The sequence below is a fragment of the Pseudomonas yamanorum genome, from assembly GCF_013386765.1.
Taxonomy (GTDB): domain Bacteria; phylum Pseudomonadota; class Gammaproteobacteria; order Pseudomonadales; family Pseudomonadaceae; genus Aquipseudomonas; species Aquipseudomonas yamanorum_A.
On sequence record NZ_JACARE010000015.1, the window covers coordinates 177,645 to 191,785 of the forward strand.

Annotated in this window: 9 protein-coding genes and 1 tRNA gene; 2 read left to right on the top strand and 8 right to left on the bottom strand. The window is 61.1% G+C overall.

Features of this window, described 5'->3' with window-relative positions:
- Positions 1 to 3 precede the first annotated feature (3 nt).
- Together HX875_RS11160 and HX875_RS11165 are read right to left on the bottom strand one after the other, a co-directional pair.
- Positions 4 to 486 (bottom strand): Lrp/AsnC family transcriptional regulator, encoded by a 483-nt coding sequence (locus HX875_RS11160; protein WP_177043237.1) that lies wholly within the window; start codon positions 484 to 486, stop codon positions 4 to 6.
- Positions 487 to 542: 56 nt separating this feature from the next.
- The gene (locus HX875_RS11165; protein ID WP_177043238.1) at positions 543 to 1,454 is read right to left on the bottom strand and encodes a sugar ABC transporter substrate-binding protein; all 912 of its coding nucleotides are present in this window, start codon (positions 1,452 to 1,454) and stop codon (positions 543 to 545) included.
- A gap of 193 nt (positions 1,455 to 1,647) precedes the next feature.
- On the opposite strand from HX875_RS11165, the gene HX875_RS11170 reads away from it, so the two are divergent.
- Entirely contained in the window at positions 1,648 to 4,008 is a 2,361-nt protein-coding gene (locus HX875_RS11170; protein ID WP_177043239.1) for a glucose/quinate/shikimate family membrane-bound PQQ-dependent dehydrogenase, read from the top strand.
- A 42-nt stretch (positions 4,009 to 4,050) separates the two neighbouring features.
- On the opposite strand, the gene HX875_RS11175 is transcribed toward HX875_RS11170, so the two are convergent.
- Positions 4,051 to 4,917: a LysR family transcriptional regulator gene (locus tag HX875_RS11175; protein ID WP_177043240.1), complete on the bottom strand. Its 867-nt coding sequence runs from the start codon at positions 4,915 to 4,917 to the stop codon at positions 4,051 to 4,053.
- 113 nt (positions 4,918 to 5,030) lie between these two features.
- Here HX875_RS11175 and HX875_RS11180 point away from each other — a divergent pair, with 113 nt between their 5' ends.
- Positions 5,031 to 5,456: a VOC family protein gene (locus HX875_RS11180; RefSeq protein ID WP_177043241.1), complete on the top strand. Its 426-nt coding sequence runs from the start codon at positions 5,031 to 5,033 to the stop codon at positions 5,454 to 5,456.
- Positions 5,457 to 5,494: 38 nt separating this feature from the next.
- On the opposite strand, the gene HX875_RS11185 is transcribed toward HX875_RS11180, so the two are convergent.
- The 5 genes from HX875_RS11185 to dnaG all read right to left on the bottom strand — a co-directional run bounded on the left by HX875_RS11185 (position 5,495) and on the right by dnaG (position 13,974).
- The gene (locus tag HX875_RS11185) at positions 5,495 to 6,001 is read right to left on the bottom strand and encodes a hypothetical protein (RefSeq protein ID WP_177043242.1); all 507 of its coding nucleotides are present in this window, start codon (positions 5,999 to 6,001) and stop codon (positions 5,495 to 5,497) included.
- Positions 6,002 to 6,137: 136 nt separating this feature from the next.
- Positions 6,138 to 6,214, bottom strand: a tRNA-Ile gene (locus tag HX875_RS11190).
- 15 nt (positions 6,215 to 6,229) lie between these two features.
- The gene (locus HX875_RS11195) at positions 6,230 to 9,973 is read right to left on the bottom strand and encodes a bifunctional diguanylate cyclase/phosphodiesterase (protein WP_177043243.1); all 3,744 of its coding nucleotides are present in this window, start codon (positions 9,971 to 9,973) and stop codon (positions 6,230 to 6,232) included.
- Between the two features lie 121 nt (positions 9,974 to 10,094).
- Positions 10,095 to 11,945, bottom strand: coding sequence for an RNA polymerase sigma factor RpoD (rpoD, locus tag HX875_RS11200; protein ID WP_063026748.1), 1,851 nt, complete (start codon positions 11,943 to 11,945; stop codon positions 10,095 to 10,097).
- Between the two features lie 67 nt (positions 11,946 to 12,012).
- Entirely contained in the window at positions 12,013 to 13,974 is a 1,962-nt protein-coding gene (gene dnaG, locus HX875_RS11205; protein WP_003211012.1) for a DNA primase, read from the bottom strand.
- Between the last annotated feature and the right edge of the window lie 167 nt (positions 13,975 to 14,141).

Sequence of the window (14,141 nt, forward strand, 5' to 3'; positions counted from 1 at the left end):
TGGTCAGATTGGTTGCCCACGATCCAGTTTGTTACTAAGGATGATCGAGGTGGTGGTCTTCTCCACACCGTCGACGCTGCCGATCTGGTCCAGCAGTTGATCCAGCTGTTCCGGCGAATCGGTGCGCAACCAGGCCACGTAGTCGAACTCACCGCTCACCGCACACAGTTGCTGGACCTGCGCCATGGCGCTGATCCGACGCAACACTTCCTTGCCGGAGCGCGGTTGCACGGTAATCCCCACGTAGGCCTGTAAACCACCATCCACCACCCGCTGGCTGAGGCGCACGCCATAGCCGGTAATCACCTGGGTTTTTTCCAGGCGTGCCAGGCGCGAGGTGACGGTGGTGCGCGCGATGCCGAGTTGCCGGGCAAGCATGGCCACGCTTTCGCGGGCGTTGATCTGCAAAGCGGCGATCAACTGGCGATCGATTTCATCGAGGACGGGAGGGTGAGAGGCGGACAAGGTGTTCTCCGGCACGGGCATCAATGGGCAAGCATGTTACAGGCTCGTTCCCCTTGATGCTCGCGACGGCGCCGCGCTTAGTTGCGCAGGAACTGTTGGTAGTTTTCCGGGGTAACCAGTTGGGTCGGAACCCACACATCGCCTTGCAGGGCGGCGTGCTTGATCAGCATCAGCGCCGCGTCCACCGAGCCGGCACCGATGGCCACCGGGTCGCGGAATACGGTCACTGCCAACTGGCCTTTTTTCAGCGCCTGCAAACCGTCGGGCGTGCCGTCGATGCCGCCTACCAGAATGTCCTGGCGGCCAGTCTGGCGCAAAGCCATGGCGGCGCCGATGCCCATCTCGTCGTTGTTGGAGGCCACGGCGTTGATGGTCTGGCCCTTGGTCAGCCAGTCATTCATCAGGTCCATGCCTTTTTCCCGTTGCCAGTCGCCGGACTGCTCTTCAACGACTTTGATCTCGGGGTACTTGGCCAGCACATCCTTCACCCCGCTGGTGCGCTTGCCGGTATCGCTGTGGGCGAGGCGCCCGAGGATGATCGCCAGGTTGCCCTTGCCGCCCATCTTCTCGGCCAGGTACTCCATCTGCATCCGGCCGATGGCGCGCTCGTCGGTGCCGACGAAGACGACGCCCGGCGGGAAGCTTTCCACCTCTGGGCGGCTGTTCATGTACACCAGCGGGATACCGGCGGCGTTGGCTTTTTCGGTGATCTTGCGGGTGGCCGCGGTGTCGGCCGGGTTGACGATGATCGCGTCGACTTTCTGGCTGATAAAGCTTTCCACCTGGTTCAACTGGCGGACTACATCGCTGGCGGAATCTTCCACCTGCAGCTTGACTCCATCGGGCGAGGCCTTGGCCCGGTCCTGCATGGCCTGCACCAGGTAGGACACATAGTTATCGAACTGCCCGACCGATACCCCGATGCGCAATTCGGCATGGGCGGCGGTGGACAGCAGCAGGGCACAGGCACAGCCAAGCAGGCGCTTCATGGGAGTTTCCTTTTTATTGTTCTGGTGCGACAAAGATTCTGAAGTGGACATTATTGGAAATAAAATTCCACTTCAAGCGAGAGCTGAAATTTATTTTCGCCGCTGATCGAACACATTAGTTTGTGCCAGATTGTTAAAAGTAACTGTTTGGTACATTATTTCTCGTTGGGTATACAGGAAGGACGTTTGCGAGATGAATAACTTTGGGGCTGCCACCGGCAGCAGATGGTTGCTGGTTGGCCTGGGCCTGCTGATCGCCTTGATCGGCCTGGGCCTGGCGGGCGGTGGTGGTTACCTCGTGGCGCTGGGTGGCAGCTGGTATTTCCTGCTGATGGGCCTGGCGATGCTGGTCTCCGGCGTGCTGATCGCCAAGCGCCGGCCTCAGGGTGCATGGCTATACGCCGTGGCGTTGGTGCTGACCGCGATCTGGGCGGTGTGGGACACCGGGCTGGAATACTGGCCGTTGGTATCGCGGGTGCTGACCTTTGCCGTCATCGGCCTGGTGGTCGCGCTGATTTATCCACAGCTCGCCCGTGCGTCGGGCTCGACACCCGGGCGTGGCGCCTATGGTGTGGCCGGGCTGCTGGGCCTGGGCGTGGTCGCCACCCTGGCGTACATGTTTGTGCCGACCCACGTGGTCAAGGCCAGCAGTGAGCCTGCGGTGACGCCGGTGACACCTGGCACCGAGCAAAAGGACTGGGCCCACTGGGGCAACACCACCGCCGGCAACCGTTTTGCCGCGCTGGACCAGATCAACAAAGGCAACATCGACAAGTTGCAGGTGGCCTGGACCTTCCACACCGGCGACATCCCCGAGAGCAACGGCGCCGGCGCCGAAGACCAGAACACCCCGCTGCAGATCGGTGACAGCGTTTACGTGTGCACCGCCTACGGCAAAGTCTTCTCCCTGGATGCCGACACCGGCGCCCAGCGCTGGAAATTCGACCCCCAGGGCAGCGGCCCAAACTGGCAGCGTTGCCGGGGCTTGGGTTACTTCGACAGCAGCGTCAGCGAGCAACCCGCCAGCGCCAAAGCCTGTGTGAAACGTCTGTTCCTGCCGACCGGCGATGCCCGGTTGATTGCGCTCAATGCTGAGACCGGCGCGCCTTGCGAAGACTTCGGCGACCACGGCACCGTCGACCTGAAAACCGACATGGGCGAAGTGAAGCCCGGTTATTACCAGCAAACCTCGACACCCTTGGTGGCGGGCAATGTGGTGATCGTCGGCGGCCGTGTGGCAGACAACTTCTCCACCGGCGAACCGCCAGGCGTGGTGCGCGCTTTTGACGTGCACAGCGGCGAACTGGTGTGGGCCTGGGACCCGGGCAACCCGAACACCACCAAGCGTCCGCCCGCAGGCGAGACCTACACCCGTGGCACGCCGAACGTATGGTCGGCCATGTCCTACGACGCCAAGCTCGGCCTGGTCTACCTGCCCACCGGTAACGCCACCCCGGACTTCTTCGCCGGTGAACGTACTGCCTATGACGACAAGTGGAGCTCCTCCATCGTCGCCATCGACGTGAAGACCGGTCAGGTGCGCTGGCACTTCCAGACCACTCACCACGACCTGTGGGACTTCGACCTGCCGGCGCAACCGCTGCTCTACGATATTCCTGATGGTAACGGCGGCGTGCAGCCGGCCCTGGCTCAAGTCACCAAGCAAGGTGAAATCTTCCTGCTCAACCGCGAAACCGGCGTGCCGATCGCCCGGGTCGAAGAGCGTCCGGTGCCGCAGGGCAATGTGCCCGGCGAGCGCTATTCGCCGACCCAACCGTTCTCGGTGGACATGCCTTCGATCGGCAATCAGCAACTGACCGAATCCGACATGTGGGGCGCCACGCCGTTTGACCAACTGATGTGCCGCATCCAGTTCAAGGGCATGCGTCACCAGGGCGTCTATACGCCGCCAGGCCTGGACCGCGCGCTGCAGTTCCCGGGTTCGCTGGGCGGGATGAACTGGGGCAGCGTGTCGGTGGACCCGAACACCAACTACATGTTCGTCAACGACATGCGCCTGGGTTTGGCCAACTACATGATCCCGCGCGACAAGATCGCCGCCGGTGCCAGCGGCATCGAGATGGGTGCGGTGCCGCAGGCCGGCACGCCGTTTGGCGCCATGCGCGAGCGCTTCCTTTCGGCGGCGGGTATTCCGTGTCAGAAACCGCCGTTTGGCACCATGTCGGCCATCGACCTGAAAACCCACAAGCTGATGTGGCAAGTACCGGTGGGTACGGTTGAAGACACCGGGCCGCTGGGCATCCGCATGCACATGCCGATTCCGATTGGCATGCCGACTCTTGGCGCGTCGCTGGCGACCCAGTCTGGCCTGTTGTTCTTCGCCGGCACCCAGGACTTCTACCTGCGCGCGTTCGATACCGGCAACGGCAACGAAATCTGGAAGTCCCGTTTGCCTGTCGGTAGCCAATCGGGGCCGATGACCTACGTGTCGCCCAAGACGGGCACCCAGTACATCGTGCTCACCGCCGGCGGCGCGCGACAGTCGCCGGACCGCGGGGATTACGTGATTGCCTACGCGTTGCCCAAGAAATAGGGCGTGAAAAAGCCGCACGGATGTGCGGCTTTTTTTGGCATCTTAGCTCACGTCCGCCAGCAGGCACCGGGCAAAGAGTTGTGGCACCGGAAGGTTGCGCTGACTGTATCGGCTCAGCAGGATGATTTCCCGATAAAAGGTCAGCTCGCCCAGCGGGATCACGCGCACCTGCGGGGATCGGTCCAGCCATAGCCCGGCGTGGGGAACCAGTGAAACACCCAGCCCGCATTCGACCATCTTGACGAGGGCTTCTATCTCGTCCAGCTCCAGCGCAACCTGCACGTCCAACCGCTGATCCCGCAGAAAGCGGCTGACCAGCCGCCCGCCAAACGAAGCACGGTCGTAGCGCACATGGGGATGAGCGGCGAGCAGTTGCAGCGGGTCATCACCCTTGACCGTTTGCGGCACGATCAGCACAAACGGCTCCTTGCGCAGCACCTGCACGTGCAGCTCCTTGGGCAAATCAAAGGGCGGGCGAATGATGATCGCCGAGTCGAGTTCGCCTGCGTCCACCTGGCTGAGCAGCTCCAGGGAAACCCCCGGCACCAACTTACACTCCACCGTCGGCGCAGCATGTCGCAGGCGCACCAGGGCTTGCGGTAGCAGGCCGGTCTGGGCGGTGGTGATGGCACCGACTTTCAACTCGCCACGGTACTCATTGGCGTCCACCGGCACAGCCATGCGATTGAACGTCTCGAGAATTTCCTTGGCCAGCGGCAGCGCGCGGATGCCCGCCGCATTCAGCGTGGCCTGGCGCCCGGTGCGGTCGAACAGTTGCACGCCGAGTACCTGCTCCAACTGGCGGATCTGCGCGCTGACCGCCGACTGTGTCAGCCCGATATGCATGCCCGCTGCGGCGAAGGTGCCGTGTCGGGTAACCGCGATAAAGGTTTTCAGTTCTCGCAGCATGGGCGTCCCGATTGATCAAAATAATTTGAGCTCGCTGCGAAAACTATCGTCTTTCCATCGGTTACAGCAAGGCTAGACTCGGAAGGACTTAATACCCATAGAGGTTAGACCTGATGGCACTGGCTCCTTTTCACCTGGCAATTCCGGTATTCGACTTGGCGGCTGCGCGGCAGTTTTACGGTGAAGTGTTTGGCCTGGAGGAGGGGCGGGCCAGTGATCACTGGGTCGACTTCGATTTCTTCGGGCATCAACTGGTGATTCATGAACATCCGAAAACCGCTTCTCAAGAGGCGGCGCACACCAATGCGGTAGACGGCCACGATGTGCCGGTGCCGCATTTTGGTGTCGTGCTGAGTTGGGAGGATTGGCATGCCCTGGCGGAGCGGTTGCAGGCTCGGAATACCCGGTTTGTGCTGGAACCGCATATTCGCTTCAAGGGTCAGGTGGGTGAGCAGGCGACGTTGTTCCTGTTTGATCCGTGCGGCAATGCGCTGGAGTTCAAGGCGTTCAAGGATATTGGGCAGTTGTTTGCCAAGTGAGGGGCGTCGCCGAGGAGACGCCCGTCTGATTCTGAAGCCTAAGACGCTTTGCACACCTTCGCAGCGGCAGGGTCGTTCGGGATAAACGAATCCGGTGCGCCGGGCTTCAACACCACGTACCCGCGCCGCCACGGCTGATCGTCCACCAGATTCCAGCGATGGCCTGTACCGGTGTTGTCTTCGGCGACCAGCACTTCACCCGGATGCAGCGTGAACTTCTCACCGCCGCGGGTAACGAACGCCAGGGTGCCGGACAGCGTCATGACGTACTGGGGTTCTGGGTCGTTATGCCAACTGTAGGAAGAGTGCGCCGCTGTTTGCTTGAAGTGGATGGCGGTCACATCATTGCGCATGCTCTGGTCGATGGTGCCTTCCATTACGTGGGAGTTGTTGTCGGCGCCCGTGCACAGCTTGAATGCTTTGATGGTGTCAGCGGGGGCGGCGTGAGCGCAGCTTAAGGTGGCGAGGGTGATTGCGGCAGCGGCTGCGGCACGCAGGCCCAGGCGGTGGATTACAGGGCGCGGCGTACGTTTCTTCTGATGCATGGAGCAAGTTTCCCTCGTGTTGGATTGGCGGCGATTGGGAATCATGGTCTTCGCCGTAGCCGTTCGGGACAACTAACTAATGTTTCATTGCGGCACGCCAGAAACGACAAAGCCGCGCAGTGCGCGGCTTTCAAGATGGTGGGCCCAGTAGGACTCGAACCTACGACCAAGGGATTATGAGTCCCCTGCTCTAACCAACTGAGCTATAGGCCCTCAGTAGGCCGCGGATTATAGCGATGGTTTCTTCGCTGTGCCATCCGAAAAGTCCGAAACGCTCATACGAAGGAAGGTGGCGGCAAAAAGGTCCGGCGGCAGTGGCAGGCTGACGATGTAGCCTTGCATCTGTTCGCAGCCTTCAGCCGCCAGGAACGCTTGCTGGGCAGGCGTTTCCACGCCTTCGGCGATGATGGTGAATTGCATGCTGTGCCCCAAGGCAATAATGGCGCGCACGATGGCGGCATCGTGCGGGTCATCCGGCAGGCCGCGTACGAAGGACTGGTCGATCTTCAGGAAGTCCAGCGGCAGGCGTTTCAGGTAGCTGAGGGACGAATACCCGGTGCCGAAGTCATCAATGGCCAGTTGCACGCCCAAGCGCTTGAGTTGGTGCAGCACCTCCAGCGCTTCTTCGGCCTGGCTCATGATGAAGTTTTCGGTGATCTCCAGTTGCAGGCAGCCGGGCTCCAGGTGGTTGTCCCGCAGCAGTTGTTCGATGCGTGCCAGCAGGTTGGGGTGGCGCAGTTGCGCGCCGGCGAGGTTGACGGACAGCGGGCCGAAGTCATCAAAGACTTCTCTCCAGTCGTGCATTTGCCGGCACGCCTGGTCCAGTACCCAGTCACCAATTTGCAGGATCATGCCGTTCTCTTCGGCCAGGGCGATGAAGTGCTCGGGTGGCACTTCGCCGAAGGTGGGATGTAGCCAGCGAATCAGCGCTTCGGCGCCGATCAGTTGCTGGGTGTCCAGGCTCAGTTTCGGCTGGTAGTAGAGGCGCAATTCGTCGCGCTCAATCGCCCGGCGCAGTTCGTGTTCCAGGGCCACTCGTTCGTTGGCCTGGGCGGTCAGGTCCTGGGTGTAGCTTTCGACGCGGTTGCGGCCTTTGGCCTTGGAGCGGTACATGGCGGCGTCGGCGTTTTTGACCAGGGTGGCGACGTCGCCGCCGTCCCGTGGGTACAGGCTGGTGCCGATGCTGGCGCTGATAAAGAACTCATGCTCGCCCGCCTGGAACGGTGGGGTGAAGCAGGCCAGCAGTTTATTGGCCAGGTGTTCGGCGTCGCTGGCTTGTTGCAGGCCGGGCAACAGGATGATGAATTCGTCGCCGCCCAGGCGCGCCACGGTGTCGACGTCCCGCAGTTGGTCCTTGAGGCGTACCGCGATGTCCTTGAGCAGCAGGTCGCCAATCGGGTGGCCGAGGCTGTCGTTGATGTGTTTGAAGCGGTCGAGGTCGAGGAACAGCACAGCACCCTGGCTGCCGGTTTCCTGTTGATGGTTGAGGGCAGCCTGCAGGCGGCTTTCGAACAGGGTGCGGTTGGGCAGGCCGGTCAGCGGGTCGTGGTGGGCCTGGTAATCGAGGCGCGCCTGGGCGTGCTTGAGGCTGGAGATGTCGGCAAACACGGCGACAAAGTGGGTGATCGACTGCTCGCGGTTACGCACCGCGCTGATGGTCAGCCAACTGGGGTACAGCTCGCCGTTCTTGCGCCGGTTGGAGATCTCGCCTTGCCAGTGGCCGTTGGCCGTCAGTTGATGCCACATGGCCGCGTAGAAGGCGCTGTCGTGCAGGCCGGAGGCGAGCAGGCGCGGGGTTTGGCCGAGGGCTTCGACTTCGCTGTAGCCGGTGATCTCGCTGAAGGCGCGGTTCACGGCGCTGATGTTTTGCCGGATGTCGGTGATCAGTACGCCTTCGGCGGTGCTTTCGAATACGGTGGCGGCCTGTTGCAGTTTTTCCTGCATCAGTTGGCGCTCGGTGATGTCCCGGGCGATGGTCAGCATGCAGTCTTCGTCGCCGATGGGCAGTGGGCGGCTGGAGACTTCACAGAGGCGAATCTCGCCGTCGTTGCGGCGGATGTGGCAGACAAAGTCGCGGACGAATCCGTCCCGTTGCAGCAGTTCCAGCATGTCCTTGCGTTCGTTCAGGTCGACCCAGATGCCGAGGTCCAGGGTGGACTGATCCAGTGACATCACGCTGTTGAAGCCGGTTATGCGGCTGAAGCCTTCGTTGACCTCGATCAGCAAGCCGTCGCTTTGGCGGGACAGCAGCAGGCCATCGGGGGAGGCGTGGAAGGCCTTGGCGAATTTCTCTTCGGAGGTTTGCAGCCGCTGCTGGGTTTCTTTCAGTTGGGTGATATCACGCACCACCACCACCAGGGCTTCGGTGGTGTCGAGTTGAAACGGTTCGGCGGAAATCAGCCCGGTGAAGGCTTGGCCGTTACTGCGCAGGAAAGGCATTTCCAGGTTACGGATGCTGGTGGTCTGCACCCGTTGCAGAAGACCGGGGCCTACACCCTGGATGCCCCAGATATTCAGTTCGGTGGCGGTTTTTCCTACGACTTCTTCAGCGCTCAGGCCGATCTGATCCTCGAACGCCTTGTTGACCTCCATCAGGCAGCCGTCGGACAGCCGGGCAATCACCAGGATGTCCGGGCATTGCTGGAACACGGAGGCGAACTTCTGCTCCGAAAGCTGCAACGCTTCCTCGGTGCGCTTGGCTTCGCTGATGTCGATCATCAGGCCGCGCAGCACCGGTTCGTGGCCGTGTTCGATCAGGCTGACGATGTCTCGCACCCACAGGCAGCGGCCATCGGCGGTGATCACCCGGTAGTCGACACTGTGGTCGCGGTTGGCTCGGGTTTCTGCGTAGCAATAGGATTCTGTGCGGGTCAGGTCGGCGGGGTGAATGATGTTGCGCCAGAAGCCCGGGATCAGCCAATGGGCCCGCGGATAGCCCAGCAGTTCCTCGGCGTGGGGCGACACGTAGCTGTAGGTGAAATCGCTGATGCTGGCTTCCCAGGCGATCGCTGAAAGGCTCTCCACCAGGCCGCGATAATGGTATTCGCTGCTGCGCAGTTCCTGTTCGAGGGCTACACGGCGGGAAATTTCCGAACTGAGCCGGCGATTGATCCGGATAACCACGGCCAGCACGATGCTCAGCAACAGCACCGCCGGCAGCCCGTAGAGCAGTACATCGGTCCAGAGGGTGCGGTGGTCGATGACGTTGCCAACCCAGTGTTGCTGGATGGCTTCGGTCTCGGCCGGGCTGATGTCGGCCAGGACTTTGTCGAGGATGCCCACCAGCATCTTGTCGTCTTTGGGCACGCCCATGGCCAATTGATAGCGATAGGGCGTTTCGCCGCTGATGTACAGGCCTTCCAGCTTGAGTTGGCGCAGGCTCCACACGCTGGAAGCGAGGTCGCCGACCACGGCGTCGACCTTATCCGTGGCGAGGGCCTGCAGCGTTGCGCTGACGTTGGGCATGGCGACCAGGTTGAGGTCCGGGTGGTGAGTGCGCAGCAGTTCGTGGGGCGCATAGTTTTCCACCACGGCCACCTTTAACCCGTACAGGTCCTTGAGGCTGCGCGGTTGCGGGCCGCCTTCATGGGCGAGGATGACGATGGGGAAGTCGAGATACGGCCGGGTAAACGACAGGAAGCCCTGGCGTTCGGGGGTGGACATGATGCCCGGCAGCAGGTCGAGCTGGTTGTTGCGGGCCTGTTCCAGTACCGCGCTCCAGTTCACCGGCTCGATCAGTTTGATCCTGAGCCCGAGGCGGTCCTGCATCAGGCGCACGTAGTCTGCGGCCAGGCCTTGGTAACGACCTTCTTCATCGCGGTATTCAAAGGGCGGCCAGGACGCATCGACGCCCAGGCGCAGCTCTTGATGGTCCGCCAGCCAGCCACGCTCTTCATCGGTGAGAGTCAACGCGCCAGCCGTTGCGGTCCAGGTCAGCAGCGACAGCAGTAACACAGTCGGCAATCTGGGCATAACGGTCTCGTTATGGCACGGGGAATGTTTCGAGTGTAGACGGGCATTTCGGGGGAGGTGAGGCGGGGGGAATTTAAACTGTAGAAAGCAAAACCCCCGGCCTGGGCCGGGGGTTCTGTGATCACTCGTCGAGGAAGGAGCGCAAATGCTCGCTTCTCGTCGGGTGGCGCAGCTTGCGCAGCGCCTTGGCTTCGATCTGACGGATACGCTCACGGGTAACGTCGAACTGTTTACCGACTTCCTCAAGGGTGTGGTCGGTATTCATGTCGATGCCGAAGCGCATGCGCAGTACCTTGGCTTCACGGGCAGTGAGGCCGGACAGTACGTCGCGAGTGGCTTCTTTAAGGCTCTCAACGGTAGCAACATCGATTGGCGACTGCATGGTCGAGTCTTCGATGAAGTCACCCAGATGGGAGTCTTCGTCATCACCGATCGGGGTTTCCATGGAGATCGGCTCTTTAGCGATCTTCAATACCTTGCGGATTTTATCCTCAGGCATTTCCATGCGTTCGCCCAGCTCTTCCGGGGTCGGTTCGCGACCCATTTCCTGCAACATCTGCCGGGAAATACGGTTGAGCTTGTTGATCGTCTCGATCATGTGCACCGGAATACGGATGGTGCGGGCCTGGTCGGCGATCGAGCGAGTGATCGCCTGACGGATCCACCAGGTGGCATAAGTCGAGAACTTGTAGCCGCGACGGTATTCGAACTTGTCCACAGCCTTCATCAAGCCGATGTTGCCTTCCTGGATCAGATCGAGGAACTGCAGGCCACGGTTGGTGTACTTCTTGGCGATGGAGATCACCAGACGCAAGTTCGCTTCAACCATCTCCTTCTTCGCGCGGCGGGCCTTGGCCTCACCGATCGACATACGACGGTTGATGTCCTTGATCTCGGCAATCGTCAGACCGGTTTCGGTCTGCAATGCAGTCAGCTTCTGCTGGCAGCGAACGATGTCGGCCTGGAAGCGACCAATGGCTTCAGCGTATTTGCTTTTGCCTTTGGCCAGTGCGTCGGTCCAGCTTTCGTCGACTTCGTTGCCCGGGAACTGGCGCAGGAAGTCGGCACGCGGCATGCGCGCATCACGGACACAGAGCTGCATGATCGCACGCTCTTGTGCACGCAGACGCTCAAGGGCGCTACGAACCCGCTCAACCAGGCCTTCGAATTGCTTCGGTACCAGTTTGATCGGCATGAAGAGTTCAGCCAGGGCCAGCAGTTCAGCAGTTGCCTGCTTGCTGCCGCGACCGTGCTTCTTCAGGGCCTTGCGAGCCAGTTCCATCTGATCGGAGACCGCGCCAAAGCGCTGGGCTGCGATGATCGGATCCGGACCGCTTTCGACTTCTTCTTCGTCATCGGTGCTGGCTTCAGCTTCTTCATCGTCGGTGTCGTCGTCCGCTTTCGCAGCCTTGGCATCGATCGGTGGCGGAACTTCAGCCGCAGGTGGCGCAATGCCGTCGTCCGGGTCGATATAACCGCTCAGGACGTCGGACAGGCGGCCACCTTCGGTGGTGACGCGAGTGTACTCGGAGAGAATGTGGTCAACCGTGCCTGGGAAGTGCGCGATTGCGCCCATCACTTCACGGATGCCCTCTTCGATACGCTTGGCGATTTCGATTTCGCCTTCACGTGTCAGCAGCTCTACCGTACCCATTTCGCGCATATACATGCGCACAGGGTCAGTCGTGCGACCGATGTCGGTCTCGACCGCTGCCAACGCGGCGGCTGCTTCTTCAGCGGCTGCCTCGTCGGTATCGGCGTCGGCCAACATAAGGGCGTCCGCATCCGGAGCACTCTCGTGTACGGGGATCCCCATGTCATTAATCATGCGGATGATGTCTTCCACCTGCTCTGGATCTGAAATATCCTCAGGCAGGTGGTCGTTGACCTCTGCGTAAGTCAGATACTTCTGCTCACGACCAAGGGTGATCAACTCTTTGATACGAGACTGCTGTTGCGCTTTTCCGGACATAACACCCTATCCACTGAAGGTCTTGGCGGGCAAAAAACAAGCCGAGGATTATACCCGAGCTATGACCTCACACGCCAGCTGAGGTCGGGTTTGATGCGGAAACATTGCGACTTAAAAGGTCGCGCAGTTGATTTTTCTCTTCGGCGGTCAATTCACTCTGACGCGCTTTTCGAAGAAGTTGTTCCAGGTTTCGCTCGCGTTGACGAGCTACCAAGCTAGTAATGGTGTCGAAAAACTGTTGTTCAAGGTTATCGCCATCAATCAGCCATTCCTTTTCTGCCAATGCCTTCAGCAAGCGGCCCTGTTCGGTGCCGTGCCAGCGTGCAATCAGCTGGAATGAGTTTAGCTTAGGATTCTTCTGTACGGCTTCGAGCAGGGCCACCAACAGTTGTGTATTGGTGTGGTCTTCGGCCGCAAAGTGCCCCGCATCCTCGACTTTTTGTGCCAGTTGCGGGTGGTGCAATAACGTACGCAGGGCCGCCATGGTGGGCGGCTCTACTGCTGCTGGGACGCGTGGCCCGCGCGGTTCGTCACGGTCGCCGCCACGTTTGCCGTTTTTGTCCCAGGGTTTCTTGTCCCATTTCTTGCCGCCAGCGCCGGGTTTCTTCGGTGTCCACTCCTGCTGGGGCGTGTAGGCCTCCTGCGGTTGGTGGAAGTCGGAATAGTCCGGCATGGCGTCGTAATCCATGCCCGGGTCGTAGGCCGGCGGCGCCTCTTGCGGCGCGCTGCGCGCCAGCTGGCTGACGGCCTCGCCACTCAAACCGGTAATTTCCAGCAGGCGCTGACGCATCAGGGTCCGCAGGTTGGCGCCCGGGACCTTGTCGATCAGCGGCGCTGCGAGGGTGACCATATGGGCCTTGCCTTCGAGGGAGCGCGGGTCGGACTCTTCGGTCAGTTGCTGGAAAAAGTAATCGGCCAGCGGTTGTGCATGTTGGTTGATGCGCGCGCGGAACGCGTCGGTGCCTTCGGAGCGGACCAGGGTGTCCGGGTCTTCGCCTTCGGGCAGGAACAGGAAGCGTGCGCGCCGCCCGTCCTGCAGGCTCGACAGGGTCGACTCAAGAGCGCGCCAGGCAGCGTTGCGGCCGGCCTGGTCGCCGTCGAAGCAGAATAATACGTTGGGCACCACGCGAAACAGGCGCTTCAAGTGCTCTTCGCTGGTGGCAGTACCCAGGGTGGCTACGGCGTTGCGCAAGCCTTGCTGGGCCAGGGCGATCACGTCCATATAGCCTTCAACCACGATGATTTCATCGAGGTTGCGGTTGTTCTTGCGCGCTTCGAACAGGCCGTACAGCTCCTGGCCTTTGTGAAACACCGGGGTTTCCGGTGAGTTCAGGTATTTGGGTTTGTCGTCCCCCAGTACTCGGCCGCCGAAGGCAATGATGCGGCCGCGACTGTCGCGGATCGGGAACATCACGCGGTCGCGGAAGCGGTCATAGCGCTTGCCGGTCTCGGCGTTTTCCACCAGCAGGCCAGCGTCGATCATGGCTTTTTGCTGCAGGGTGTCGCTGCTCAGGTGTTTGTACAGATTGTCCCAGCCGGGCGGGGCGAAGCCGAGGCCGAAGTCGCGGGCGATTTCACCGGTCAGGCCGCGGCCCTTGAGGTAATCGACGGCGGCTTTGCGCTGCGGATGGCTTTTCAGTGCCTGGCGGTAAAAGTCGGCGGCGGCAGTGAGCAGCGGGTACAGCGGCGAATCGGTGGGTTGCCGCGGTTTGTGCGGGCGGCCACTTTCTTCGCGGGGGATTTCCATGCCGGCGGCTTTCGCCAGTTCCTCGACGGCCTGGGGGAAGTCCAGGTTGTCGTGGTCCATGATGAAGCCGAGGGCATTGCCGCCAGCGCCGCAGCCGAAGCAGTAGTAGAACTGCTTGTCGGGGCTGACGCTGAACGACGGAGTCTTTTCCTTGTGGAACGGGCAGCAGGCGGTGTAGTTCTTGCCGGCCTTTTTCATCTGCAGGCGCGAGCTGACAACATCGACGATGTCGGTGCGGTTCAGAAGGTCGTCAATAAAGCTCTGGGGAATTAGCCCGGCCATGGCGTTCTCGTCATCACTGCGTGTAAAAGAGGGCCCGCAAAGTGTTCAAGGCGCGCGTATCGTGCGGCTCGATAATCTGTCGTCTGCTTGGTCTGTCAGGAAGTGTATCTGCCGAACATTCACTGACGTTAGTTCCGATCAGTGCCCGGCGTAGAAATGTTGCCCGG